Below are 25594 nucleotides of genomic sequence, written 5' to 3'. Positions count from 1 at the left end.
ACGCCCTCATCGCCCTCGCCATGCTCAGCCTCGGCGGCCACAAACCAGTGCTCCCCGGCCGGGTTTAACCCACAGAAGCAGCAGGAGAGCCGAGATTTTACCGATTTCGAGCCCAAACGGATGTTCTGGGCCGGTTCTGAACAAAATCTCCGTCGAATTCGTTCGGCCGGGGGCCGGCGGCGGATGCTTCGCGATGGGTCGGGAGGTTGGGGCGCCTTCAGGCTGAGCCAGCAGCAGCCCCAGCAACAGCAACAGCAACCTCAGCCTGCAGCGGAAGCGCCCGGACGCTCTCGAAGCGGCGCAACTCCCCGTCGATCGGATCGGTGAAGGTCACCTCGCTCGCCAGGAGCTGCAGCGGGCGGGTGAAATCGTCGAGTGCGACATCCTGAACGACCGGGTACACCGGGTCATCGATGATGGGGATCCCTAGGCCCAGCATGTGCATTCGCAGCTGATGGGTTTTTCCGGTGCGCGGCGTCAGCCGGTAGACGCCCGTGTGCTGCAGAACGGTCTCCAGTTCGATCAGCGACTCGGCATTGGCCGGGTCGTCGGTCACCTCGGCTTGCCAGTGGCCGCGCCTGCTCGTGAGGTGGTTGCGCACGGTGACGGGCAAATCCAGATCCGGCCGCAGCGGGGCCAGCGCCCGGTAGGTCTTTTCGACCTCGCCGCGTTGGAACATCGATTGATACTCCCCACGCCAGCGCCGCTCCGTCGCCAGAACCACGAGGCCCGATGTCACCCGATCCAGGCGATGCAACGGCGAGAGCTCGGGAAGTCCCAACTCGGCGCGCAAGCGCACCACCACACTCTGTACAACGTGTCGGCCGCGCGGAATGGTCGAGAGGAAGGCCGGCTTGTCGATCACGACGAGTCGAGCATCCCGATGCACCACGTGGATGGTCCCGGGCACGACTGTCTCATCGGCGAGATCGCGATGAAACCAGACAAAGGTACGCGGGCCATAGAGGTCGCTGCCCACGACCAGCGCGCCCGACTGATAGGCGAAGCGTTCCCCGGCCAGAAACCCGGCGACATCGACGAACTCGGCGAGTCGCTCGAGCAACCACGCACCCATGGTCGGCCACGGATGCGGCCCGGCCCGGCCCCCATCCGGCGTGCATACCCAGGCAGCGTCAAGCCCGTGGCGCTGTGGCAACGGGGAGGGCGGTGGCATTCACCGATCGTACGCCGCCCGGCAACCGCCCCACCAACTCGGAGACACCGGCGGCGAGCCGAAGCACATGACTGCGAAACCCTACAGGTAGTATGTGAATCGCACCCCAACTACTAGATGTGGTTCTTTCGCCCGACTCAGCGTCCCGCCCGATTGCCGTGGGTACCGACCCAAGGAGATGGCAGCGCGTGCTGAAAATGGAAAATCCCGGCGCAGGAAACCTCACTACCGAGCATGCTCTGGGCGCGCTCATGGTGGCCAAACGGGACGGCCGCCTGCTCGCCTTCGACAACGCCCGCATCTACGCGGCACTGGCCAAGAGCTTCACCGAGGTGAACGGCGAGTTGACCCCGCTCACGCACCGCACCATCCGTGACCTGGTCGCTCGCGTCGACCGCGAGATCGCCTCGCGCTTCGCGGTCGACATCAAGATCTACGAGGTGCAGAACATCGTGGAACACGCCCTGCTGGACAGCAAGGAGTACGACGCCGCCGAGGCCTACATCAACTACCGCATCCAGCGGGACTTCGCCCGCAGCAAGGCCACCGACATCAACCACTCGATCATAAAACTGATCAGCAAAGACGAGTCGGTCGTCAACGAGAACGCCAACAAGGACAGCGACGTCTTCAACACCCAGCGCGACCTGACCGCCGGCGCGGTGGGCAAGGCCATCGGCCTGAAGATGCTGCCCCCGCACGTCGCCAACGCCCACCAGAAGGGCGACCTGCACTTCCACGACCTCGACTACCACCCCTACGCGCCGATGACGAACTGCTGCCTGATCGACTTCACGACGATGCTGAGCCAGGGCTTCCGAATCGGCAACGCCGACGTCAACCCGCCCCGGTCGATCCAGACGGCGACGGCCCAGATCTCGCAGATCATCGCCAACGTGTCGTCGAGCCAGTACGGCGGATGCTCGGGGAACCGCATCGACGAAGTTCTCGCCCCCTACGCCGAGAAGAACCTCGAAAAGCACCTGGTCGACGCAGGCAAGTGGATCGCGGATAAGTCGCAGCACCGGTCCTATGCCGAGGAGAAGACCCTCAAGGACATCTACGACGCGATGCAGAGCCTCGAATACGAGATCAACACCCTGTTCACCTCGAACGGGCAGACCCCCTTCACCTCCCTGGGCTTCGGCCTCGGCACCAGCTGGTTCGAGCGAGAAATCCAGAAGGCGATCCTACAGATCCGGATCGAGGGGCTCGGCAGCGAGAAGCGCACGGCAATTTTCCCGAAACTGATCTTCACCATCAAGCGCGGCCTCAACCTTGCACCGAACGACCCGAATTACGACATCAAGCAGCTTGCGCTGGAATGTTCCACCAAACGCATGTACCCCGACATCCTCAACTACGACAAGATCGTCGAACTCACCGGCAGCTTCAAGGTGCCGATGGGCTGCCGCTCGTTCCTGCAGGGCTGGACCGACGAGCAGGGCAACGACGTCTCCGAGGGTCGGATGAATCTCGGAGTCGTGACGCTCAACCTGCCCCGGATCGCCCTCGAGGCCGCCGGTGACAAGGACAAGTTCTGGAGCATCCTTGCCGAACGGGTGAGCACGGCGCGCGACGCCCTGCTCTTCAGAATCGACCGGTGCAAGGAAGCGACCCCGGAGAACGCCCCGATCCTCTACATCTACGGCGCCTTCGGCCAACACCTGAATACCGGTCAGCCCGTCGACACCCTCTTCAAGAACAAGCGCGCCACCGTTTCCCTCGGCTACATCGGCCTCTACGAGGTGGCCGCGGCCTTTTACGGCGGTGACTGGGAGTCCAATCCCGAGGCGAAGGACTTCACCGTCGAGATCCTGCGCACGCTCCATGGGCGCACCCAGGAGTGGAGCACCGAGTACGGCTACCAGTTCAGCGTGTACTCGACGCCGAGCGAGAGCCTGACCGACCGGTTCTGCCGACTCGACACCGCGAAGTTCGGCGCGGTGGCAAACCTCACCGACAAGGACTACTACACCAACAGCTTCCACTACGACGTGCGCAAGAGCCCGACGCCGTTCGAGAAGCTGGACTTCGAGAAGGTCTACCCGGCGTACTCCTCCGGCGGGTTCATCCACTACTGCGAATACCCGATCCTGCAGCAGAACCCCAAGGCACTCGAGGCGGTATGGGACTACTCCTACGATCGCGTCGGCTATCTGGGCACCAACACTCCGATCGACCGGTGCTACGCCTGTGGCTTCTCGGGCGACTTCGACGCCACCCCGCGTGGGTTCGAGTGCCCCGAGTGCCACAACGCCGACCCGATGACCTGCGATGTCGTCAAGCGCACCTGTGGCTACCTCGGCAACCCGCAGGCCCGCCCGATGGTGCACGGCCGGCACACCGAGATCACCTCCCGGGTCAAGCACATGCCGGGCGCCACCGGCATCCGTGGGGCGGATGCCGCGGCATCCGTCGCCGTGGATGCGTAACCCCCGGCCCGGCGAGTGGCTGTCGGAGAAACTGAGCCAGCGGTACGTCGGCGACTACAAGCCCTTCGTCTTCGTCGACGGCGAGGGGGTGCGGTGCAGCCTGTACCTGTCCGGCTGCCTGTTCGCCTGTGAGGGCTGTTTCAACGAGGCCACCTGGAGTTTTCGCTACGGGCAGCCGTACACCCAGGAACTTGAGGATCGGATCCTGGCCGATCTCGGCCAGGAGTACGTACAGGGCCTCACCCTCCTCGGCGGGGAGCCGTTCCTCAACACAGGGGTGTGCCTGGCCCTCCTCGACCGCGTGCGCCGGGAGTTCGGCACGTCGAAGGATGTGTGGTGCTGGACCGGCTACACGTTCGAAGAACTGTTGCGGGAGAGTGCGGACAAGCTGGCCCTTCTCGGCACGATCGACGTTCTGGTCGACGGTCGGTTCGAACTGGCCAAACGCGACCTCAAACTGCAGTTCCGGGGCAGCAGCAACCAGCGGATCATCGACGTTCAGGAGTCCCTGGCCAGTGGACAGGTGACGCTGTGGGGCGGGCTCACGGACGCGACCGGCACCTTCGAACAGATCGAGAAACGGAACCTGATCTAGGTCAGAACAGCGGCCAGGGCACCGCGGGCATGTCGCCGCGCGGCGCCGGGAACCGCCCTTCAGAGCGCAACCGGTCGCAGCGTGCAGCCAGTGCGGCGATCTCGGCGTCGGTGAGCAACCCGGCGAGGATGTCGCCGAGCTCGCCGGTCAGCTGCGCACTGACCCGGTCGATCCCGTCCAGCTCGTCGGCGATGAGCTCGTCGCCCAGCCAGCCCCAGAGCACGGTGCGCAACTTATGGTCGACGTGAAAGGTGAGGCCGTGGTCGATGCCGTGACGGTGCCCGTCCGGCATCGCCAGGATGTGGTCGCCCTTGCGATCGGCGTTGTTCACGATTATGTCGAACACGGCCATGCGTCGCATCGCGGCCGAGTCCTCATGGATGAGGGTCACCGCACGATTGTGCTCGTCCCGGCCGTCGAAGACGCGACGCCAGCCCGGGGTCGGCGCGGCTTCCCACGGGACGAGGTCGACGGCATCCTGATCGGGATCGGTATGCTGCCACAGCTGCACCATCCCCTGGCCCATCGGGCCACCCCGCAGCCAGGTCCGAGGCACGACGTTCCAGCCGAAGGCCTGCGAGACCAGGTAGGCCGCGGCCTCGCGGTTGGCGAGGTTGCCGTCGGGAAAGTCCCACAACGGATTCTCGCCGGCGATGGGCTTGTAGACCACCGTGAATCCGCCGATAGTGCCGAGGAAGGTCGCGTTCGAGGCCGTCGTGATGCGTCCCGTGAGCTCGAGCTCACCGTCGAGCTCACCGTCGAGCTCACCGTCGAGGGCGGCATCGTGCATCAGGGGCTGCCGGGGAGGGTGCAGGTGTGTCCGTCGGCGTCGATGGGGTTGCCGCAGAGCGGGCAGAGGGGGCGGCCGGCCCCCACCACCTCGCGCGTGCGCTTGGCGAAGGCCCGGGCGGTACCGACGGGCATCCGTACCAGGAGCATCTCCGCCGGCTCCTGCATGATCGCGTCGAGCAGATCCTCGTCGGGCACGTCGTCACTGGCCGGATCGACTTCCACGAGCGGATAGGCCTCAAGCACAACCTGCACGGTCGAGGGGTCCCAGCCCAGGCTCATTCCGCCGGTGCGGAATTCCTCCGCGACGGGCTGATCCAGCGGCTCGTTGTCAACGAGTTCGACGGGGGTAGTGCTTGGGATGCTGAACGGGTTGCCCTCATGGCTCATCAGCTGGTCGAGCATCTCATCGATTTTCTCGGCGAGCAGCGCGGATTGTTGTTTCTCCAGGGCGATGCTCACAATCTGAGCTCCGGTGCGCACCTGCAGGTAGAACGTGCGAGAACCAGGCGGACCGACGGTGCCGATGACGACACGATCCGGCCAGGCAAACTCATGGACGATTGTGGGCATGTGGGTATTTTAGGCGACCGTCGTGTGCGGCGCCTGACCAGCCCCGCCACCCACCGGCGCGTCGGCCAGAGGGGCGCTGGCGCCGAGCCAGGCGAGGTCGCCGGCATCCGTGTTGATGGCGTGCACGCTCGGCCGGCTGGTGCCGAAGCGCACGATCGAAACGGATGCCGGACCCACGTTGATGCGCTGAAAGAGGTCGAGGTGCATGCCGAGCGCATCGGCCAGAACGGACTTGATGATGTCGCCGTGGCTGACCGCCACCCACACCGCGCCCGGACCGTGCTCGGCCTCGAACGCCGCATCGTGACGACGGATGGCCGCGACCGACCGGGCCTGCATGGTCGCCATCGACTCTCCGCCGGGAAAGGTGACGGCCGACGGCTGAGACTGCACTGACGACCAGAGCTTCTCCTTGGCGAGATCGCCGAGGGCTTGGCCCTGCCACTCACCGTAATCGCATTCGGTGATGTCCTCCTCCACCGGCGTCACGAGCGAGCCGGCCTGCTGATCCAGGATGAACTGAGATGTCTGCCGGCAGCGCTCCAGAGGACTCGACACCACGCCGACCAGCGGCACCACGGCCAGGCGCTTGGCCGTGAGGGCGGCCTGGTCCTGCCCGATCTGGTCGAGTCGAACGCCGGCAGCGCGGCCGGCCAGCATTCCGGTGGCATTTGCAGTGGTGCGGCCGTGCCGCACGAGGATGACTGTGGCCATGGGTACAGCCTAGACAGGCAGGGTGGGAACGGAGCCCGGCCAGACGATCTGATGCTTGAGGAAGCCGGATGTCACGTCGCGTCCTCCAAGCTGACCGCCGACACCGTCCACGCGGTGCAGTCAGCTGGTCTCTCCGTGATTCAGTCGGTCGGGTCGGTGATGAACCCCTCGTCGATCATCCAGGCATAGGCCACATCAGCGGGTTCCTTCCCGTCGACGTCAACCTGACGGTTCATGCCGCGCAGAACCTCGTCGGTGAGCTTGGGCGAAATACGAGCGAAGATCTCTTCCAGGCCGGGGGTGGCCTCGATCGACTCGGTGAAGAAGACCGGCGCGACGTTGTACGCAGGGAAAAACGCGAGATCGTCGATCAGGACTGTGAGGTCGAGCGCGTCGAGTCGACCGTCGGTCGTGAAAACCTCGCCGAAGTTGCAGGCGCCGTCGTCGGTCGCGCTGTAGATCGCACCGGTGTCGTAGATTCCGATGTTGCCATTGGGCACCCCGTCAGCGGCGCCACGTTCGAGTCCGTAGTGGGCGAGCATGGGGTTCATGCCGTCCGGCCGGGAGTTGAATTCGGATTCGACGCAGAAAGTGCGATCCTCCACCGGCAACGCGGCGAGTTCGGACATGGTCGTGATGCCGCCGAGCTCGGCGACCGCCTCACTGCGCACAGCCAGGGCATAGGTGTTATTCATCGGGGCCGGTGCGCCCCAGGTGATGCCGTTCTGGATGTCGATGTCATACACGGCTTGCCACATTTTGTCTTGGTCGGCGATCGACTCATCCTGACCGAGGTAGGTCAGCCACGCGGTTCCGGTGTATTCCCAGAGCATGTCGGCCTGACCAGAAAGAATCAGCTCGCGGGTCGGCTGGCTGCCGGGCAGATTGCTGAGGTCTGTGACGTCGAATCCCGCGGCGGTCCCGGCGAGCACCGCGATCTTGCCGAGCAGTAGCTGCTCCGTGAAGTTCTTGGACGTGACCGTGAGGTCGACGCCCTCGGCGCCCTCGAGCGGGATGATCGACCCAGGTCCGACCGCGGGAACGTACGAGGTTGCCGGCTTCAGGCCGCAACCGGTCAGAGCGACTGCGGACAGGGTGAGGAGACCGGCTACCACCCCCCAGCGGCCGAGGGACGAGAGGCGGGTGCGAGAAGACGAGCGATACATCTAGAGTCCCTTCGGGCGGGCGATGTGTTCCACAACGCGGCCGACCCAGTCGATGAGCAGGGCGAGCAGAGCCACGAGCAGCGCTCCGGTGACGAGCACGGGGGTGAGGCTGAGATTGACGCCCGTGGTGATCAGGATGCCGAGTCCGCCGCCGTTGACGAACGTGGCCAGGGCCGCGGTGCCCACCAGCAGAACGAGAGCGGTGCGCACGCCCGACAGCATGACCGGAACGGCGAGCGGGAGCTCCACCCGAAACAATACGGCGGCGGAGCTCATGCCCATGCCTCGTCCGGCCTCGATGAGGCGGGCGTCGACCTGCTGCAGGCCCACCATGGTGTTGCGCAGCACCGGAAGCGCGGCGTAGAGCACGAGACTCAGCGTCGCGGCCCAGAAGCCGAAGCCGACCCAGAACGCGAGCAGCACGACGACGCCGATCGCGGGGGCCGCCTGACCGAAGTTGGCGATGGCGAGCACCGGAGCGGTCAGAAACCGCAAGGGTCTGCGGGTCAGGGCGATTCCCAAGGGAATCGCGATGACCAACACGATCACCGCGGCGAGCAGGGTGAGCTGGATATGCTCCACCGTGTAGACCCAGAGCGCGCCGGGAGCGAGGGTGGTGAGCACGATCGGCGACAGGTTGGCCGTCAGCAGCCAGATCACGAGCGCCAGGAACGCGAGCAGGATGCCGGCCAGCTGGTAGACCAGTCCCCGCCAGGATCGCCACACCGTGCGCGCACGGCTGACCGGTACGCCGGTCGCAGTCGGGTCGCCCGGCGTTTCAACGGCGGAATCGCCGCCGGCAAGGCCCGCCTCTGTATGCGGGGTGCGGGTACTCACTGAACGGACCGCGCGTCAGCGCCGCTGGGATCGGTCTCGATCAGGTCTGCCTCGGCGGCAGACACCTGCGCCTGGAACAGGCCGGTGTTCAGCCCGACGGGGGCCTGGTCTGACTCAAGCACGGCAGCGGACTGTGACCGGGTGATGGCGTCCATCACGGTTTGAACGTCGATGACGCCCTTGAACATGTCGCGGCGGCCCGTGACGAGCGCGGCTCCGGCGCTCGAGACGAGCATCGTGTCGAGCGCGTCATTGAGCGTAGCCCGCTTGCCGACGAGCGGAAGTTTCGGGTCGGGAACGTCGCTGATGACCTCGAGGCGGCCGAGCTGGCGCGCGGAGAGCCACTGGATGGGTCGGCGACGCTCATCGACGATGACCGCGTGGCCGTGGCCGGTCTCGACGACGCGGGCCAGCACATCCGCTGCCCGTTCACCGGGTTTGCCCACGACGGCGTCGCTGAGGCTGACCTCCGCCACCCGGGTCAGGGTGAGCTGTTTGAGGCCGGCGCCGGACCCGATGAAGTTTTCGACGAACTCGTTGGCCGGGTCGCCGAGGATGCGTTCCGGAGTGTCGTACTGCACGAGCTGGGCACCCTCGTTGAAGATGGCGATCCAGTCGCCGAGCTTGACGGCCTCGTCGAAGTCGTGGGTCACGCAGACGATGGTCTTCTGCAATTCTTCCTGGATGTTGATCAGTTCGTCCTGCAGGCGCAGTCGGGTGATCGGGTCGACGGCGCCGAAGGGCTCGTCCATCAGAAGCACGGGCGGGTCGGCCGCGAGGGCGCGCGCCACGCCGACGCGTTGCTGCTGGCCGCCGGAGAGCTCCTTGGGGTATCGGTCGCGGTAAAGCGCCGGGTCGAGGGAAACAAGCTCGAGAAGCTCGTCGACGCGGGCCGCGATGCGGGCCTTGTCCCAGCCGAGCATCTTCGGCACGATGCCGATATTGGTGGCGACTGTCATGTGCGGGAAAAGTCCTCCGGCCTGAATGACATAGCCGATGCCTCGGCGCAGGGTGTCGCCGTTCATGTCGGTGACGTCGTCGCCATCGACGACGATGCGCCCCTCGGTCGGTTCGATAAGCCGGTTGATCATCTTGAGTGTCGTGGTCTTGCCGCAGCCCGAGGGACCGACGAGCATCACGATCTTGCCGGCCGGGATCTCCATGGTGAGACCGTCGACGGCGGGGCGCGCCTGGCCGGGGAACCGCTTGGTGACGTGGTCCAACAGGATGCTTGCACCGGTGATGCCGGTGGGGGTGACGGATTCTTCGGTGCTGCTGGATTCAGCAGGGTTGGATGCAATGTACTCAGACACGGATACCTCGAGGTGTGGTCAGGCGGCCGAGGCCGACGAGAAGGAGATCAAGAATAAGGGCGAGCACGACAACGCCGATGACGCCCGTCAGCACTGACTCGAGGGAGTTGGCGCCGCCGAGTCGGGATAGGCCGGAGAAGATGAATCCACCCAGGCCCGGGCCGAGGGAGTATGCGGCGATCGCGGCGACACCCATGACCATCTGAGCGGATACCCGAACGCCCGTGAGGATGATCGGCCAGGCGATCGGCAGTTCCACCTGCAGGAGCGTGCGAAACCGGCTCATGCCGATGCCGCGGGCGGATTCCACGATCGATGGAGCGATACCCGACAGGCCCACGACCGCGTTCCGCAAAATGGGCAGCGTGGCGAAGAACGCCACCACGACGACGGCCGGAAGGACACCGAAGCCGAGCGGCGCGATGAGCAGTCCGATGAAGGCAAACGACGGGATGGTCAGGCCGATGGCCGACACCGAGTTGGCGATCCCGGTGAGCGCGGAACTGCGGTAGACGAGTGAAGCCAGCACGACGGCAATGACGGTCGCCAGGATCAGGCACTGAACGACAAGACTGAAATGCTGCCAACTGCTGAATAGGATCTGCTCATACTGATCCCCTAGAAAGTCCAACACATCAAAACCTCTTCGAGTCGAGAACACACTGATTCACCGCCACCGGCACGGGCGCAATGGGAGGCGCGGATGCCGAACTGGATGGGGACGCAGGCTGTGAGCCTTCGGTGAGGGTTGCTGAGCATTCTCGCACGGCCACCCCCCTATTGCCGCAGCGAGATATAACGAACCGGTGTGCGCCTGACTGGCCGACTGGATGCTCCTCTAGGGTGTGAACACCGTTTACGTCAGGAAGCAGCTGAATGAATTTCGATCTCGCAGGCAAGACCGCCCTCATCACCGGCGCCAGCTCGGGCATCGGCAGTCACTTCGCCCGAGCCTTCGCCGCGACGGGGACGAGCCTCATTCTGGTGGCCCGCCGAACCGAGAAATTGGAGGCTCTCGCATCCGAATTGCGCAAGCAGAACGGGATCGACGTCCACGTCATTTCGCAGGACCTGAGCGAGCCCGGCGCGGCCGCCGCGGTCGAGCACCAACTCCTCGACCAGCAGATCACCGTTGATGTTCTCGTGAACAACGCCGGCTTTGGAACCAATGCGCGCCTGGTCGACGAAGACCGAGCCCGCCTTCACGCGGAAATCGCTCTGAACGTCAGCACGCTGGTCGACCTGACGGCTGCCTTCCTGCCGGGCATGGTGGCCCGAGACTCGGGCATCATCGTGAACATCGCCAGCACCTCGGCGTACCAGCCCGTGCCCGGGATGGCGGTCTACGCAGCCACGAAGGCGTTCGTCCTGTCGTTCACCGAGGCCGTCTGGGGCGAGACCCACAACACCGGAGTGCGGGTTTTCGCGGTGAGTCCGGGGTCCACCGACACTGAGTTTTTCGACATCGCCGGTTCGCAGTCACCCGGCAAGCGAGTGCCGGCCTCGAATGTCGTCGACGTGACCCTGGCTGCCATCAGCGCCAGAAAATCGGTGCCGTCCGTGATTGTCGGTGCGCGCAACAGAATCACCGCATCGCTCGTCACGTTCATCCCGCGCAGAACGGTGATCACACTTGCCGGTTCGATCTTCCTTCCCCGGGGCTAGCCGATCGGTCTGTGGCTTTCCGAAGGTCAGATCCAGTGCCAGGTCGAGAGCAAATTCGGCCAGGGCACCATCGGCCGGCTTTCGCCTCGCGGGGCACTTCTGACGCCGCCGCGGTGAAGTGAGCGACCGGGCGCGCGTCGTGACCTCGAGGCCGACGGCAACCCCGCATCCCGCTTTTCGTTCTGACCAGACATAGGCATTTCAGTAACCGAAATGGCGTTCCACGCAGTCGGGACTAGAGCAGCGGTCCGCGCCGCGCCGATAGCCCGGCGAAGAGGGCGTGCAACAGCGGGAGCGCGGACACGGCTACGAGCACCGTTCCGAGCACGACATCTTCGGCACGAAGCAGAATGCCGCCGATCAGCAGAGCGGCGAAGAGGATTGCCGAGACGATCTGACGTGCGGTTCGCTCGATGATGACCAAGCGACGCTCGATCCGGGGAGTCTGCACCGAGACGGTACCATCGTCGAATCGCGTCGTGAGGCTGTCGAGCCGCTGGGGAAGCCGCGCGATGATGGCCGCAACCGACGCCACTTGCTTCGCGGTCGCCTGCACCACGTTCCCGCCCTCGGCGCGGATCAATTGGGCGGAATATGGCTCGACGGAATTCCAGATATTGAAGGCGGGGTCGAGCGAACTGCACATTCCCGAGGTCAGCGACATCGCGCGCACGATGAGCAGAAAGTTCTCCGGAAGCTGAAACGGCAGCGAGCGCACCACATCACCGAACTCGATGGCGAAGGCGCGGAACTCGCGCGGGTCGACATCCTGCAACTCGGCGAAACCCATCCCGCCGAAACGGGCGAACAGCTTCGTCATCGCGCGCTCGAGTTCGGCGGTATCAGCGGACGGCAGGAGCACACCCACTTCGCGGATGCCGTCCACCATCCCCTTTCCGTCCCGTGACGCGGCGGCGATGAGCAGATTCACCAGGCCCCGACGCAGGACATCGGGCACGTCGCCCATCATCCCGAAGTCGATGAAGGTGAACTTCCAGGCCCGGCCGTGGTCCGCTCCGGGTACATCGGCGGCGAGCGGCGTGACGAAGATGTTTCCGGGGTGCGGGTCGGCGTGGAAGTAGCCATTGACGAAGAGCTGGTCGAACATGACCGCCGCGAAGTCCTCGGCAACTTCTGACGGGTCGATTCCGGCTGCCCTCAGCCCGTCGACGTCGTTGATCTTGATCGCGGTCACGTCTTGGAGGGTCAGCACGCGCCGCGTGGTGCGCTCCCACACCAATTCGGGAACGCTGACCCGGGGGTCGTCTGCGAAGTTCCGCTCGAACCGTTCGGCGCTTGCCGCCTCGTGCAGGTAGTCGATCTCCTCAAGACTCGTGATCGCGAACTCCTCGACCAGGGCGGGCATGTCGACGCGATCCGAAACGAGACGCACGTGGCTGAGCCAGCGGGCAACACGTCGGAGAGCGCCGAGGTCGACCTCGACGATCTCGCTGATGCCCGGCCGCTGAATCTTGACGACGACGTCGAGCAGGCCGGTCTCGGCGGCATCGAGTTCCGACAGCCGAGCGCGGTGCACCTGACCGAGGGATGCTGCGGCCAGCGGCGAGGGATCGATGTAAGAGAACGCACGCTCGAGCGTCACACCCAGCTCGGCTTCAGCGACGGCCTGGATCGCCGGAAAGGGCACCGGCGGAACCTCGTCTTGCAGACCTTCGAGCTCTTTCGTGATCTCCGGCGGCAGCACGTCGAGGCGCGACGACATGAACTGGCCGACCTTGATCATGAGGCCACCCAGGTCGACCGCGAGCACGTGGAAGCGCTGCGCGATGTGCTGCAGTCGCGCCGATCTGCTTCGTGCCGCGACCCGCGCGAGCCCGACCCGCGGGAGAAGGACCTCGTAACACCACGTCTGCGCCAAATACAGGGCGGCGAACCGCAAAATCCGGCGGTAGCGGGCACGCAAGTCCGCGACGTCGGTCATCTGATCTCCGTGATGCCGACGTGCTGAGGGCACTCGGTCAGTCCTGGGCGAGGATGGCGTACAGCTTGCGACGCGCCTCATCCAGGATGGCGACAGCCTGCTTCACCTGCTCCGGGTTGCCGGATCGCGCGACCTGCGCGGCGGCCTGAGCCAGGTCGATGCCGGCCTTGGGCAGCGCGGCCGCCCGCCCGGTGTCCCGAGCGCTCTGGGCCTCCCACGGGGCCGGCTGGTCGGCCATGGCATCCGCTACCCCGCGGCCTTCGTCCGTGAGCGAGTAGGTCTTGCGACCGTTGGACTCCTCGGCGTTGATGAGGCCCTCGTCCGCAAGCAGCTGAAGCGTGGGATACACCGAGCCGGGGCTCGGCTTCCAGGCGCCATTGCTGCGTTCCTCGATCTCATGAATGATCTGGTAGCCGTGCATCGGCTTCTCGGCGAGCAGCGCAAGCACCGCCGCACGCACGTTCCCGCGTGCCATTCTCGGACCGGCCTTGCGGTCGAACTGTCCGCGCAGCTGCTCCATGGCATCCCACATTCCGCTGGGCCAGCCCTCGCCAGCACCGCCCCGGCGTGCCCTGAACCCGTCACCCATAAATGAACCACTCATGATGTCCTCCTCAGCGCCGAAGCCATCCGGCTCGACGATAGTTAACGATATATCGTTCGCGACGTGATGGCGAAACCAGGATCAATCTTCTTTCCACCGTCTGGGAGGCGCCTGTGCCCACCCTGCCGCGCGGTAATGTTGACCCCATTGCCGTCGCCTTGCACCAGGACGACGCCCCTGAATCCGAGGAGAACCAGATGTCCGTCGGCCTGCTCGCCGTTGTCGATGACATACTCACCGCCGCTCTCAAAGCTAGCGCGAAGACCGCAGGCGTCGTGATCGACGATGCGGCCGTCACGCCTCAGTACGTTCAGGGACTGTCACCGGCGCGCGAGCTTCCCATCGTGTGGCGGATCGCTCTCGGTAGCCTGTTCAACAAATTCGTCATCATCATCCCGCTCGCACTACTCCTCTCCGCCTTTGCGCCGTGGGTGTTGCCGTGGCTGCTGATCATCGGCGGTACCTATCTGTGTTTCGAGGGTGCGGAGAAAGTCACCGAGTGGTTCGGAGTTCATCACGGCACTGACAACACTGAGATGCGAGATGAGCGAAAGCTCGTCTTCGGTGCTATTCGCACCGACCTCATCCTCAGCACAGAGATCATGCTCATCGCACTGGCGGGTCTCGATCCCGATTTTGGCATCTGGATGACGCTCGGCGCCTTGGTCGTGATCGGCCTGGGGATGACGGCGCTCGTCTACGGTGCGGTCGCCCTGCTGGTCAAGATCGACGACATCGGGCTGACGCTGATGAAGCACCCGGTACGACGGGTCAGACGCACCGGCGCGCGCATTGTGCGATCGATGCCGGCCGTGTTCCGAGTGATCAGCGTCATCGGCACGGTCGCCATGCTGTGGGTAGGAGGCCACCTGGTGATCGTGAACCTGAACGACACGATCTGGAGCGTTCCCTACGACGTTCTGCACGCCGTGACGCAGGCGGTCGAACCTGCCGGACCCATCATTGCCTGGGTCACCGACACCGCGATGTCGCTCGTTTTCGGGCTCATTCTCGGCCTGATCATTGTCGCGGCCCTGTCCGGGATCTCGCGCCTTCGCAAGCAGAATCGGTCCCACCGCGTAACGGCCTGACCCCGTCGCCGGCTGGCAAGCCGCAATCAGCATGAAACGAGGATGTCCCGGTGCAGTTCTCCCTGTGGGTGGCCCTTGTCGGCGCGGGCACTCTGATCAGCTTCACGCCCGGTGCGGGGGCGATCAACACCATGAGCAACGCTCTCAACGCGGGCTTTCGCCGCTCCATCTGGGGAATCCTCGGCCAGCAGGCCGCGCTTCTCATCCACATCGTGATCGTGGCACTCGGTGTCGGTCTGCTCGTGGCCGGTTCTCCGATCGCCTTCAACGTCATTCGCTACGCGGGTGCCGCCTACCTCGTCTACCTGGGCATCCGTCAGTTTCTGGCCAAGCCGGAACTCGATGGCGAGCGCACCCGGACCCTGAGCGATGAGCCCCGCTGGTCGATGTTCCGACGCGGGCTGTGGGTGAACATGCTCAACCCCAAAGCGATCGTGTTCTTCCTCGCGTTCCTGCCTCAGTTCATCCGGGTGGACAGGCCGATGCCGACCCAGTATCTGATCGTCGCGGCCACCGTCGTTGCGATCGACATTCTGGTGATGTGGTTCTTCTTCGCCGGAACAGCGCATTCATTCGCGCGATTCACCCGCGACGATCACGGCCAGCGCGTGTTGAACCGTGTCTTCGGTGTGCTCTTCGTGGCTGTCGGCGTGCTGCTCGCGGTCCTCCACTGAGGAGTCCAAACCACCGGTTGAAGGTGTTTTTCGCAGCCGGGTGAGCAGCCGAAAAATCACACACCAAGACCACTAGGCTGTTCGAAGATCGTCCCATTGGCACCTCGGACGTGATCGAGCGCAAGGAGCACAGATGACGCCTGCCGTGGACGCCGACCTCGTGATACTAGGTGGTGGACTCGCCGGTCTCACGCTGGCCGCCCGGCTGGCCCGAGTACGTTCTGGTTTGCGCGTCGTGGTGCTGGAACCCCGCACGGCCTATCAGGACGACCGCAGCTGGTGCTTCTGGCGACCGGAACAGCACGACCTGTCACACCTGGTCTCACGAAGCTGGAAGACCTGGACCTTTTCGGATGCGGCGGGCCTCACCGTTCGGCATCGGGTACCCGGGCTGGCCTACCAGTACATTCGGGGCAGCGATTTCTACGCGAGCGCGCAGGCCGACATCGCCGAGTCTGCGAACGTCGACCTGCGCCTCGGCGTGCACGCCCAGACGGTCGACGCAGTCCCCGGCGGCGTTAGGGTTGAGACGAGCGCGGGCCCCCTACTGGCCCGTCAGGTGGTTGACACCCGACCACGGGCCGCCGAGTCGATGCTCTACCAGAGCTTCGTGGGCTTCGAACTGGAGCGTGAGCATCCGTTGCCGTTCGAGCTCGGCGAGGTCACGCTGATGGGGTCGCTCGACGCCGACGCTGAGGGTTTGAGCTTTGTGTACGCCCTGCCGCTCGGCCGGAACCGCGCGATCGTGGAGTGGACCCGCTTCGGCACGGCGCCGATAGAGCGGGAGCGCCTGGTCGGCGAGCTCGACGAGGTACTCACCGGGCTCGGCCTGGCCGACGCCCGCCGGGTGCGCACCGAGGGTGGCGTGCTGGCCATGGGTCTGGGCCGGCAGACGGCGTCGCCGATCCCCGGGGTCGTGCACGCCGGCAATGCCGGCGGGGCGCTGCGGGCTGCCTCGGGCTACGGGTTCCTGCGCATTCAGCGCTGGGCTCAACTCTGCACGGAGAGCCTGCTCGCTGGCCAGGGGGCGGTGGGCCACCCAGACGAACCTCGGGCGAGGCGCGCCTTCGATCGCATCTTTCTGCAGGCCGTTCGGGCGCATCCGGAACGCACCGCGGAGTATTTTTTCGCCCTCGCCCGCGGCGTTGCCCCCGCCGCGCTGGTGCGCTTTCTCAGCGACGGCGCCCGACCCACGGACTACGCACGCATCATCGCGAGCCTGCCGTGGACCCCTTTTCTTGCCCAGGTGGCCGCGCCTGCGGCGTTCAGCCCGGCACAGACCCTGCCGGCCACCAGACCGACGCCGACCACAGAAACCAGCGTGCAGCGATGACCGATCAGACCACTCCTCCCCGTAGCGAGGCCGCCCGCGTCACGCCGCGGCGGCGGCGCGTGCCCGCCGAGACGGTGGTGTTCTCCAGCCTGGCCCTGGTCATTCTGGCCGTGGTCGGACTGGGCATTCCCATGCCCTCGCCCACGGTTCAAATCGTGCTGCTGGGCATCCTCGCCGGTGTGCTGGGCCTGCCCCACGGCGCTCTCGATCCACTGATCGCGCGCCGGGCTGGGCTGTGGCGCACTCCGCTGGGCTTCGCCGGGTTCAACGCGGTCTACATTCTGGTCGTGGTCGGCGTGGTGCTGCTCTGGCTGGTCGCGCCCGTGCTGAGCCTGGTCGCGTTTTTGCTCGTGTCGGCGCTGCACTTCGGCTCCGATTGGAATGCGGACCGGTCGGTCGGGCTGCGTTTTCTCGCCGGATTCGGGCTGCTCACCGTGCCGGCGCTGTCGCATCCTGACCAGGTCAGAGCAATCTACGTGGTGCTGTCCGGTGACGGAGGCGCAGTGGTGGCCAGCGTGCAGGAGTGGCTCGGGCCGATCGCCGTGGCAGGTCTGATGATCGCTGCCCTGGTCGCCCTGCGACACCGGCCGAGCGAGAGCGTTGAGATCGTGCTCGCCACAGTGCTCGGCCTGGCCACAGAACCGCTGGTCTTCTTCGTGCTGTATTTCTGCGCACTGCACAGTTTTCGGCACTTGAAGGGAGGATTCCAGGAGGAGCGGGGCGGCGGACGGCAGACGGCCCTCCTGGTCGTGGTCTACACCGTGGTCCCCCTCCTCGCGGTAGCGGTCTTCCTCGTCGCGTTCGGCCCCGGCGGCGTTCTCAGCGAGCAGATCCTGCAGCTGGTGTTCATCGGTCTGGCAGGGCTCACCGTGCCGCACATGATGGTAGTGACCTACGAAATTCGTCAGCGACGAGCAGCTGGTGCGGTTCTGCTGTGACATCTCCTGCCCGTGCCGAGCGGAACTGTGGTCAGCACTGCGTCGCCCACCAGGGTGATGCCCCCATTCGAGGAGGTCCAGATCTCGGTCGGCTTGCTCGCCTTAGTCGATGACGTACTTCCCGCCGCCCCCACGGCGAGTGCTAAGACCGCAGGAATCGTCATCGACGACGCGGCCGTCACCCCACAGTACGTTCGGGTTTTCACACCGGCACGCGAACTCCACGTTGTCAGGCAGATCGCACTCGGCAGCCTGTTCAACAACTTCATCATCATCCCGCTCGCACTGCTCCTTTCCGCATTCGCACCATGGGTGTTGCCGTGGCTGCTGATCATCGGCGGCACCTATTTCTGCTTCGAGGGTGCGGAGAAAGTCACCGAATGGTTCGGCGCCCACCATGAGGCTGACGACACTGAACCGCGGGATGAGCGAAAACTCGTCTTCGGCCCTACTCGCACCGACCTGATCCTCAGCACAGAGATCATGCTCATCGCACTGGCGGGTCTCGATCCCGATTTCGGGACCGGTTTGACGCTCGGCGCCCTGGCGGTGATCGGCCTCGGCGCGCGCATCGTGCGGTCAATGCCGGCCGTGTTCCGGCTCATTCTGGGCCTGAGCATTGTCGCGATCTTTTCCGGAGTGTCGCACTTTCTGGAACGGAATCGGACAGACCGCGTAGCGGCCTGATGAGAGCCTCGTGGGCGTCGGCGTGCTGCTCGCCGTCATCCACTAAGAATCTGAGGATGCTTCTGCGTCTACCCGGGCTGCGAATTCCTCCATGCCTGTGGCGATGTTCTCTTGTCGAGAGTCGTCATCTTCGGGGTTGTCAGGAGCGTCATACGGCCAAGACATGTACACGTTGGGGTCGATCACGAGGAACGCGGCCAGCGAGCTGCTCGGGATCGCTTCATAGTCGCGCACCTGCTCGTCTGACTGGTCCATGCCCATCCAGGCGATACCCGTGTTTTCTGGCAGGACAACCCAGCCTTGACCGCGGAACACCTCGGCGAGATCTGGTGGGACGCTGGCATGCACCTGAGCGAAACCGCGGGTGGTGAGGGCCGGTGCGAGAGTGTTGAGGAGTTCCCGGCACACCTGCGCGGATCCACCGGTGATCAGCAGCTCGAAGACGGCGGTGCCGTGATCGCTGACGATTGCATCGTCGATGTCATCGTCGGTGGAGTCTTCGTCGAGCTGATTTTCGTCAACGTAGCTGTCCGGTTCGGTGACAAGAGCGCCGAGAAGCCGGCCGTCATCGGTTTCGGCGACGAGGGCCAAAGCCATGGACTCAATTTGGAGTTCGATGGTGTCGTCGAAATAGATCTCAGGCGCGTCATCGACTTCGGCCTGCGGGTGTTCAGCGAACAACGCGACGAAAGCGGTCCGATGCTTCTTATTGAGGCGTCGGACTCGGAAGCTCAGTTTCTCGCTCATGCTTGAGCCTCTCGACGATGTTCTGCGTGCTGTCATGCTCCGGTATCGGAACAATCGAATTTATCATGCGGGCCAGAGCAACATTGGCACTCCGCTCCACACCCCCGCTCGTCCTGACGCTCATCGTCAGGGAAGCATACTTCCACTTCTATTTCTTGATCTCGTGCCGAGACGAAGAGTTTTCGCATGGCGCCAAGGTAGCCCGCTGCCAATGAACGTGGCTACTGTGGCGAGACGTTCGTCTTGCGACCCGAGCGGGGCGAGAAAAACAGAATCGAGACCGATCATGGGAAAACTCGACGGCAGGATCGCGCTGGTGACAGGCGGTTCCGTGGGCATGGGCGCGGCGGATGCGACGCTGCTGGCAGCAGAGGGAGCCCGGGTCATCGTGGCCGACATAGCCGATGACGCCGGACAGGCGCTGGCGGATTCGATTGGCGGCGTCTACCGACACCTCGACGTGGCAGACGAGGCGCAGTGGAAGCAGGTGGTGGCCGACGTCGACTCCACCGTCGGTCACATTGACATCCTCATCAACAACGCCGGAATCGTCGCGTTCACGCCTGTTGCCACCACAGAGTTGGAGGAGTGGAACCGCGTCATCGGCATCAATCTGACCGGAGTCTTTCTAGGCATCCGCTCGGTCGCTGAATCAATGAAAGCTGCCGGCGGAGGCGTCATCGTCAACGTGTCGTCCACCGCGGGAATCATGGGCTACTCCAACCTGAGCGCCTACGTTGCCAGCAAGTGGGGAGTGCGCGGACTTACAAAAGCCGCGGCCCTGGATCTCGGCGCTGACAACATCCGCGTAGTCTCGGTGCACCCTGGCGGCATCCGTACACCGATGACCGCGGGTATGGAAAGTTTGGAGATGTACGCGGGGCAGCCGATCCCGCGCATTGGCGAGCCTGAGGAGGTGGCGAAGCTGATTCTGTACCTGGTCGCCGACGCAACCTACTCCACGGGCACCGAATTCATCGCCGACGGCGGTGCGACGGTTGGGCAAGTCCTGAACGTGTGAGCGTCAGGTCGCCGGTTTCGACCCCTGCGGAGTGACGACCACCTTGCCGAACGCACGCCCTTGTCTGAGGGCAGGGACGCCCATCCGGCGCCCGGTCAGCGGGCCAAGCGCAACGCCGATCGTCGCGACCCCAAAAGCGTGGGCACTGCTCCGCCAACGCAGAAATAGCGGCCGTCCGGAGCAAGCGCCTACCGTGACTGAATAGTCCAACTCGACGATTTGCTGCTTCAGTCGCTTTGTCTCGGCCTGCGCGTCAGAAGCCGTTTCCGAAAGGATGGCACAACACGGTCGGGCAGATGATGGGATTTCGATGGGAAGTTTTTTTGGGATTTTCCATCTTCTCGGTATTGCGGTTTGCTCTCCGTGCCGCTTGGATGCTGGAGATGAACGGTTCTCATGTCCCGAGTCAATGACGCGCCGGTTGTGGCGGTTCCCGTCTCCCGCGCGACAGGGGTTATGGTCGCGGTGCTCCGCGTCAGTGTTGCACTGATGTGGATCCAGAATGTCGCCTGGAAGATCCCTCCGGACTTCGGCCGAGCACAGGAGAACGGACTTTACTTCTGGGCGAGCCAGGCGATCGCCCATCCTGTTCTACCGCCCTACTCCTCACTCGTCGAAGCCGTCATCCTGCCCAATATCGAGGTCTTCGGGTGGTTCACCCTCCTCGTCGAAGGCGGACTCGGGGCTTTTCTGCTCATCGGCCTCGCCGCGCGTTTCTGGGCTGTCGTCGGCATCGGCCAGACCCTGGCAATCACGCTTTCAGTACTTTTCGCCCCGAACGAATGGCACTGGTCGTACTATCTCATGGCGCTCGCTCACCTCGCGATCTTCGCGACCGCAGCTGGGCGAAGCTATGGAATCGACGGTGTCCTTCGCCAGCAGTGGGTGCAATCCTCAGGGCGCGCGGCCCGACTGATGATGAGGCTGTCATGAGGCGATCACCAGCCGGCTCGAGCGCCTTCGACCGCGCTAGCGTCCTTCTCGGCCTGGCCTCACTTGTGTTTGCGGGCTTTGTGTTCGGCGCCCAGCTTCCGACCGAATTCGACTTCGTGCACATCGGGGCAACTGGTGCTGTCGTTCTACTTGTGAGTGGCACACTCGCCATCGCCGGCGGTGCCACTCGGCGCCCCGCGCTCTACGCTGCCGCCGGTGTTCTGCTGACCGTCGCCGCGCTCGTGCAACTCGCAGGGCTCGCGGCGTCTTTCAGGCCGCTGGGGGGCGACGCCTCTACCATGGCGGTCACCGGTGGTCTCGGCCTCGGGCTTCTCATGCTCGCCCGCGCTGTCCGTTCGCTCATTCGCACCCACGATTCCGACGAAAGGTAAGCCGTAATGGACCTGAATTCACGCGTTCAGCCCGTGCTCGACGTTGCACGAACTCACGCCCACGCAGTAGATGCGGATGGGCGTTTTCCACATGAGGCCGTCGCGGCCCTGCGCGAGTCCGGTTTGCTCGGACTCACTCTGCCCACTGAGGTTGGTGGTCTTGGTGCGGGGCCACGCGAGCTCGTCGAGGTCATCAGCCAGCTTGCGGGAGCGTGCGGGTCGACCTCCATGATCTATCTGATGCATGTGAGCGCTTCCATGCCCGTCGCAGCCGCACCGCCAGCGGGGATGCCCGCACTCCTCGAGGATCTCGCCAGCGGTCGCTCTCTTGCCTCCCTCGCGTTCTCTGAAGCGGGTTCCCGCTCACACTTCTGGACTCCGGTGTCGCGCGCGACCTCGACGTCAGACGGAATGCATATTTCGGCGAAAAAGAGTTGGGTGACCTCCGCAGGCCACGCGGATGTCTACATCATCTCTACCGGGACTGCGGATGCCGAGACCGTCGACCTGTTCGCGGTCCCGGCAGATAGCCCGGGGCTCAGCGTTGACCGGCCGTGGAGCGGTATGGGATTGCGTGGGAACTCCTCGAGCCCGATGACCATCGACATGGATTCTTCCGAGGGATTCCGTCTCGGGACGGCCGGTAGCGGATTCGGGCTCATGATGAGTTCTGTTTTGCCGTGGTTCAATCTCGGCAACTCGGCTGTGTCTATCGGGCTCAGCCGTGCGGCCGTCGACGCAGCGGTGAGGCATACGGTGGGAACCCGGCTGGAGCATCTCGACCAAAGCCTGTCAGCGCTACCGACAATTCGGGCGCAGTTGGCGAAGATGTCAATCGATCTCGCGAATGCGAGCGCGTACCTTGATCGGGCCGCTGGTCGCGTGGCTGACCCGCAGGAGGATACCCCCCTATTCGTGCTCGGCAGCAAGGCATCATCGAACGATGCCGCACTGCGAATTACGGATGCCGCGATGCGCGTCTGCGGCGGTGCGGCGTTCTCGGAGCACCTGCAAATAGATCGGTACTTTCGCGATGCCCGCGCGGGCCACGTGATGGCTCCGACATCCGATGTGCTCTATGAGTTCTACGGCAGGGCGATCACTGGCCGCCCACTTTTCGACGCCCCGGAAACCGTCGCGGCACCCGCCGCCCAAACTCGTGACACTGCCTCTACGGGTGCTGCAGCGTGAGTGCGCCCCTGATCATCGGCTCCGTTGCGTACTCTCCCAATGTCGTACCCATCTGGGAAGGGATGCGAGACTACTTCGCCGAGACCTCAACGCCGATCGACTTCATGCTGTTCTCAAATTATGCGAGTCTCGTGGACTCCCTCATCACGGGAACAATCGATCTCGCGTGGAATACCAACCTGGCCTGGGTGCGCACTGTCGCCCAGACGGATGGAGCATGCCGTGCACTCGCGTCCCGGGATACGGACCTTGTGTTCCAGACGGTGTTCGTCGCCCGAGCAGGCAGCGGTTTCACCGGGCTGGAGAGTCTTCGTGGACGTCGACTTGCCCTGGGGTCACGCGATTCAGCGCAAGCCGCCATCCTTCCCGTACATTTCCTGCGTGAGGCGGGGATCGGCGAAACGGATGTCGATCTCACTCGCATCAATAGCGATGTCGGGAAACACGGTGATACTGGCAGGAGCGAACTCGACGCCCTTCGCGCGGTGCTCGAGGATCGGGCGGATGCTGCGGCGATCGGCATCAACACGTGGCAAGCGATCGGTCGCGGTGAGCTCCTCCCCGGCGCGTTCGAGTCCTTCTGGATCTCCCCCGAGTACAGCCACTGCACCTTCACCGCCATGCCGTCGCTGACGATCGACCGGTCGGACGAGTGGGTGGCAAACCTATTCGCGATGGACTGGGAGAACCTCGAACATCAGCGAATCCTCGAGATGGAAGGCCTGCGGGCGTGGGTGTCGCCGAAACTTGACGGGTATGCCTCGCTCATCGCGGCCGTGCGGGAACAGAAAGTATCGGACCGATGGTGACCGCGAGCCCTCCGGTAGGCGCGGGCCTGCTCCTCGACCTGGTCGAGAACGTGAGCCGGGTGGCAACAGGCCGTACGGCTTCTGTCGACTTCGGGACATGCGATCGGGAGGCCGCCCTGGAACTCATCTCAGCGTGGTGCCTTTCGAGTGGGAATGAGATCGTCAGCATGGTGGGGTCGGCCATCACCGTGCTCCACGGCCGCTCGCCCGACCCGCTCGCCGGGCTCGATCCCGGTCAGCTCCCAGGATCCCGGGTCTGGGTATATACCAATTTCGATTGCAATCTGGCTTGCGACTATTGCTGCGTTCGGTCGTCTCCGAAGGCAGAGCGGAGAGCCATCGGAATGGATCGAGTCCGGCAGATCGCGCACGAGGCTGCAGATGCCGACGTCAAAGAGCTCATCCTCACCGGCGGAGAGCCGTTCTTGCTGAATGACCTCGACGAGTTGGTCAATGCCTGCACGAACAAACTGCCCACGACGTTGCTCACCAACGGCATGCTTTTTCACGGCAGGCGGCGCGAGCGCCTGCGTCGAATGGACCGCTCCCAGCTCGTGCTGCAGATCAGTCTCGACTCTGCCACATCCGAGATCCATGACAGCCACCGCGGCTCCGGGTCCTGGGCCAGGGCCGTCGCGGGCATCCAAATCGCACACGACGAGGGATTTCGAGTCAAGGTCGCAGCCACTTTGCCGGCCGACCAGATGCACGAACTCGCGCCGTTTCACGCCTTTCTCGATACTCTCGGTATCCTGCGGGACGACCAGGTAATCCGCGCACTCGCCCACCGCGGAGTCGCTGAATCCGGCATAGAACTGACCGTTGACTCGCTCATACCCGAGGTGACGATCACCGCCGACGGCGTTTACTGGCATCCCGTTGCCGCCGACCACGACGACCAATTCGTAACGGAAAACATCTTCCCGCTTGCAGATGCGATCGCTGAAGTGACCCGCCGATTCATCGCGCATCGCCGTTCCGCCAACGCAATCTCGGAATGGTTCCCCTGCGCGTGACCGTATCGGCTCGGCGAGCATCCGCGTGGTCTCGGTTCACCCGGGCGGCGAATTCAGGTGGTGTGTGCAACACCGGTTTGATTTGTTCGATTCGAGATTGGTGTGGCGAGGACTTCTGCGGGCGTTCGGTAGCCGTGGCGTGTGCGGGGCCGGCGGTTGAGCTCGGCGGCAACGTTCTCGAGGATCCCGGACCCTCCGGCCTCTGGTGAGACCCTCCGGCCTCTGCGGTCGCTGTGTTGCCCGCCCTTACCGCAACGCGGTGGCAACTTCCAAGCGCAACGATCCACGACCTTGAACGTAGAGTGCCTGGTAGATCGTCTCGTGTGACACCTGCATCTCCAGATTCTCCGGATGCTCGACTTTCAGTCGACCCGCAACCTGTTCCGGGCTGAACCGATCGGTGAGCATCACGGTGACCTGTTCCCGTAACGCTAATCCGTCCAGCTTCCGGGCTCTTGGCCGCCGAGCCCTTGCCCAGGTCTGCTCCTGCGCGAGCGAGGGCACGTAGCGGCCGGCGGCCTGGTTGCTGGTCACCTCCCGACTGATCGTCGACGGCGCACGGCCCAGTGCCGCTGCGATGCGACGCACCCCGTGACCCCGGGCGAGCTGGAATCCGATCTCTTCTCGCTCTCGCAACGATCAAAGTCCGACACGGGCGACACTGAAATCCTGAACCGGTGATGGCAGCACCTTCTGATGCTCGCTTAACCACCGATACCCAGTAGGACGCGACACCCCCGCGGCCTGCGCCGCGACGGCGACCGACAGCCCCGCGTCCACCCCCTCCCAAAGCCCCGTCTTCCCGGTCCATCTTTCCAGTACAGAGGACGTCCATTCTCCCTGGAAAAGCTAGCCCCAGCGCCACGAGTGGCCTACCTTGGGTACGAGCGGAATACCCCGGAGGCCAATTCGCTACCGCCGTATGTCGGCGGGCACCGCTATCGAGTAAGGAAGC

27 protein-coding genes and 2 pseudogenes are annotated in these 25594 nt (G+C 64.5%); 15 read left to right on the top strand and 14 right to left on the bottom strand.

The features are described 5' to 3' along the window. Positions 1 to 217: 217 nt before the first annotated feature. On the bottom strand, positions 218 to 1063 hold the full coding sequence (locus tag E3O54_RS05730) for a pseudouridine synthase (RefSeq protein WP_241976762.1): 846 nt from the start codon (positions 1061 to 1063) through the stop codon (positions 218 to 220). 308 nt (positions 1064 to 1371) lie between these two features. Between E3O54_RS05730 and nrdD the strand changes: the two genes are divergently transcribed. Together nrdD and nrdG are read left to right on the top strand one after the other, a co-directional pair. Then, positions 1372 to 3609 (top strand): anaerobic ribonucleoside-triphosphate reductase, encoded by a 2238-nt coding sequence (nrdD, locus tag E3O54_RS05725; RefSeq protein WP_134401144.1) that lies wholly within the window; start codon positions 1372 to 1374, stop codon positions 3607 to 3609. Continuing rightward, positions 3602 to 4204 (top strand): anaerobic ribonucleoside-triphosphate reductase activating protein, encoded by a 603-nt coding sequence (gene nrdG, locus E3O54_RS05720; protein ID WP_134401141.1) that lies wholly within the window; start codon positions 3602 to 3604, stop codon positions 4202 to 4204. The genes nrdD and nrdG overlap by 8 nt, the downstream gene beginning before the upstream one ends. A gap of 1 nt (position 4205) precedes the next feature. On the opposite strand, the gene E3O54_RS05715 is transcribed toward nrdG, so the two are convergent. From E3O54_RS05715 to E3O54_RS05685, 7 genes are all read right to left on the bottom strand, one after another. Next, the gene (locus tag E3O54_RS05715; RefSeq protein WP_134401140.1) at positions 4206 to 4994 is read right to left on the bottom strand and encodes an SCO1664 family protein; all 789 of its coding nucleotides are present in this window, start codon (positions 4992 to 4994) and stop codon (positions 4206 to 4208) included. After that, the gene (locus tag E3O54_RS05710) at positions 4994 to 5566 is read right to left on the bottom strand and encodes a DUF3090 domain-containing protein (RefSeq protein WP_104101569.1); all 573 of its coding nucleotides are present in this window, start codon (positions 5564 to 5566) and stop codon (positions 4994 to 4996) included. Before E3O54_RS05710 ends, E3O54_RS05715 begins: the two co-directional genes overlap by 1 nt. 9 nt (positions 5567 to 5575) lie before the next feature. Further along, positions 5576 to 6280 (bottom strand): histidine phosphatase family protein, encoded by a 705-nt coding sequence (locus E3O54_RS05705; RefSeq protein WP_104101572.1) that lies wholly within the window; start codon positions 6278 to 6280, stop codon positions 5576 to 5578. A 140-nt stretch (positions 6281 to 6420) separates the two neighbouring features. After that, the gene (locus E3O54_RS05700) at positions 6421 to 7446 is read right to left on the bottom strand and encodes a glycine betaine ABC transporter substrate-binding protein (RefSeq protein WP_134401139.1); all 1026 of its coding nucleotides are present in this window, start codon (positions 7444 to 7446) and stop codon (positions 6421 to 6423) included. Next, on the bottom strand, positions 7447 to 8172 hold the full coding sequence (locus E3O54_RS05695; RefSeq protein ID WP_104101721.1) for an ABC transporter permease: 726 nt from the start codon (positions 8170 to 8172) through the stop codon (positions 7447 to 7449). A gap of 107 nt (positions 8173 to 8279) precedes the next feature. Further along, positions 8280 to 9527 carry an ATP-binding cassette domain-containing protein gene (locus tag E3O54_RS05690; protein WP_104101723.1) on the bottom strand — a complete coding sequence of 416 codons (1248 nt, stop codon included), beginning with the start codon at positions 9525 to 9527 and terminating at the stop codon, positions 8280 to 8282. Positions 9528 to 9588: 61 nt separating this feature from the next. Continuing rightward, positions 9589 to 10230, bottom strand: coding sequence for an ABC transporter permease (locus E3O54_RS05685; RefSeq protein WP_104101578.1), 642 nt, complete (start codon positions 10228 to 10230; stop codon positions 9589 to 9591). Between the two features lie 242 nt (positions 10231 to 10472). Between E3O54_RS05685 and E3O54_RS05680 the strand changes: the two genes are divergently transcribed. After that, entirely contained in the window at positions 10473 to 11261 is a 789-nt protein-coding gene (locus E3O54_RS05680) for an SDR family oxidoreductase (protein ID WP_134341959.1), read from the top strand. Between the two features lie 235 nt (positions 11262 to 11496). On the opposite strand, the gene E3O54_RS05675 is transcribed toward E3O54_RS05680, so the two are convergent. Both E3O54_RS05675 and E3O54_RS05670 read right to left on the bottom strand, forming a co-directional pair. Then, positions 11497 to 13203 (bottom strand): AarF/ABC1/UbiB kinase family protein, encoded by a 1707-nt coding sequence (locus E3O54_RS05675; RefSeq protein WP_134401138.1) that lies wholly within the window; start codon positions 13201 to 13203, stop codon positions 11497 to 11499. A 37-nt stretch (positions 13204 to 13240) separates the two neighbouring features. Beyond that, positions 13241 to 13807, bottom strand: coding sequence for a PadR family transcriptional regulator (locus E3O54_RS05670; protein WP_104101585.1), 567 nt, complete (start codon positions 13805 to 13807; stop codon positions 13241 to 13243). Positions 13808 to 14004: 197 nt separating this feature from the next. Here E3O54_RS05670 and E3O54_RS05665 point away from each other — a divergent pair, with 197 nt between their 5' ends. The 5 genes from E3O54_RS05665 (at position 14005) to E3O54_RS05645 (ending at position 18530) form a co-directional block, all read left to right on the top strand. Then, positions 14005 to 14898: a DUF808 domain-containing protein gene (locus E3O54_RS05665; protein ID WP_104101726.1), complete on the top strand. Its 894-nt coding sequence runs from the start codon at positions 14005 to 14007 to the stop codon at positions 14896 to 14898. A 50-nt stretch (positions 14899 to 14948) separates the two neighbouring features. Next, the gene (locus tag E3O54_RS05660; protein ID WP_134401137.1) at positions 14949 to 15572 is read left to right on the top strand and encodes a LysE family transporter; all 624 of its coding nucleotides are present in this window, start codon (positions 14949 to 14951) and stop codon (positions 15570 to 15572) included. Between the two features lie 133 nt (positions 15573 to 15705). Continuing rightward, positions 15706 to 16905 carry a lycopene cyclase family protein gene (locus E3O54_RS05655; RefSeq protein ID WP_134401136.1) on the top strand — a complete coding sequence of 400 codons (1200 nt, stop codon included), beginning with the start codon at positions 15706 to 15708 and terminating at the stop codon, positions 16903 to 16905. Beyond that, entirely contained in the window at positions 16902 to 17843 is a 942-nt protein-coding gene (locus tag E3O54_RS05650; protein ID WP_104101593.1) for a Brp/Blh family beta-carotene 15,15'-dioxygenase, read from the top strand. The genes E3O54_RS05655 and E3O54_RS05650 overlap by 4 nt, the downstream gene beginning before the upstream one ends. A gap of 57 nt (positions 17844 to 17900) precedes the next feature. Further along, complete coding sequence (locus tag E3O54_RS05645) at positions 17901 to 18530, top strand: DUF808 family protein (protein ID WP_370247392.1); 630 nt, start codon at positions 17901 to 17903, stop codon at positions 18528 to 18530. A gap of 42 nt (positions 18531 to 18572) precedes the next feature. Here E3O54_RS05645 and E3O54_RS05640 read toward each other — a convergent pair whose 3' ends face one another. Then, the gene (locus tag E3O54_RS05640) at positions 18573 to 19277 is read right to left on the bottom strand and encodes a hypothetical protein (RefSeq protein ID WP_134341958.1); all 705 of its coding nucleotides are present in this window, start codon (positions 19275 to 19277) and stop codon (positions 18573 to 18575) included. Positions 19278 to 19563: 286 nt separating this feature from the next. Between E3O54_RS05640 and E3O54_RS05635 the strand changes: the two genes are divergently transcribed. The 7 genes and pseudogenes from E3O54_RS05635 (at position 19564) to E3O54_RS05610 (ending at position 24639) form a co-directional block, all read left to right on the top strand. Next, positions 19564 to 20298 carry an SDR family oxidoreductase gene (locus E3O54_RS05635; protein ID WP_104101598.1) on the top strand — a complete coding sequence of 245 codons (735 nt, stop codon included), beginning with the start codon at positions 19564 to 19566 and terminating at the stop codon, positions 20296 to 20298. 396 nt (positions 20299 to 20694) lie between these two features. After that, entirely contained in the window at positions 20695 to 21231 is a 537-nt protein-coding gene (locus E3O54_RS05630; protein ID WP_134401135.1) for a TQO small subunit DoxD, read from the top strand. Continuing rightward, positions 21228 to 21623 carry a hypothetical protein gene (locus E3O54_RS05625; RefSeq protein WP_104101606.1) on the top strand — a complete coding sequence of 132 codons (396 nt, stop codon included), beginning with the start codon at positions 21228 to 21230 and terminating at the stop codon, positions 21621 to 21623. The genes E3O54_RS05630 and E3O54_RS05625 overlap by 4 nt, the downstream gene beginning before the upstream one ends. Before the next feature lie 6 nt (positions 21624 to 21629). Then, positions 21630 to 22217 (top strand): annotated as a pseudogene (locus E3O54_RS17315) (acyl-CoA dehydrogenase family protein); the annotation flags it as partial. Beyond that, a complete protein-coding gene (locus E3O54_RS16830; RefSeq protein WP_233191444.1) occupies positions 22218 to 22814 on the top strand; it encodes an acyl-CoA dehydrogenase family protein in 597 nt (198 codons plus the stop codon). Further along, the gene (locus E3O54_RS05615) at positions 22811 to 23623 is read left to right on the top strand and encodes a phosphate/phosphite/phosphonate ABC transporter substrate-binding protein (protein ID WP_104101612.1); all 813 of its coding nucleotides are present in this window, start codon (positions 22811 to 22813) and stop codon (positions 23621 to 23623) included. Before E3O54_RS16830 ends, E3O54_RS05615 begins: the two co-directional genes overlap by 4 nt. 50 nt (positions 23624 to 23673) lie before the next feature. Then, positions 23674 to 24639 (top strand): radical SAM protein, encoded by a 966-nt coding sequence (locus E3O54_RS05610; RefSeq protein WP_198411435.1) that lies wholly within the window; start codon positions 23674 to 23676, stop codon positions 24637 to 24639. A gap of 246 nt (positions 24640 to 24885) precedes the next feature. Here the strand turns inward: E3O54_RS05610 and E3O54_RS05605 are convergent, their stop codons facing one another. From E3O54_RS05605 to E3O54_RS17305, 3 genes and pseudogenes are all read right to left on the bottom strand, one after another. Further along, positions 24886 to 25173 (bottom strand): hypothetical protein, encoded by a 288-nt coding sequence (locus tag E3O54_RS05605; RefSeq protein ID WP_241976761.1) that lies wholly within the window; start codon positions 25171 to 25173, stop codon positions 24886 to 24888. A gap of 6 nt (positions 25174 to 25179) precedes the next feature. Then, positions 25180 to 25275 (bottom strand): annotated as a pseudogene (locus E3O54_RS17310) (helix-turn-helix domain-containing protein); the annotation flags it as partial. Positions 25276 to 25278: 3 nt separating this feature from the next. Then, complete coding sequence (locus E3O54_RS17305; protein ID WP_370247382.1) at positions 25279 to 25419, bottom strand: helix-turn-helix domain-containing protein; 141 nt, start codon at positions 25417 to 25419, stop codon at positions 25279 to 25281. Between the last annotated feature and the right edge of the window lie 175 nt (positions 25420 to 25594).

Origin of the sequence: Cryobacterium sp. TMT2-4, from assembly GCF_004402575.1 — a bacterium.
GTDB lineage: Bacteria > Actinomycetota > Actinomycetes > Actinomycetales > Microbacteriaceae > Cryobacterium > Cryobacterium sandaracinum.
Note: the sequence above shows the minus strand (reverse complement) of the source record. Positions and strands in the feature narration are given on the sequence as shown.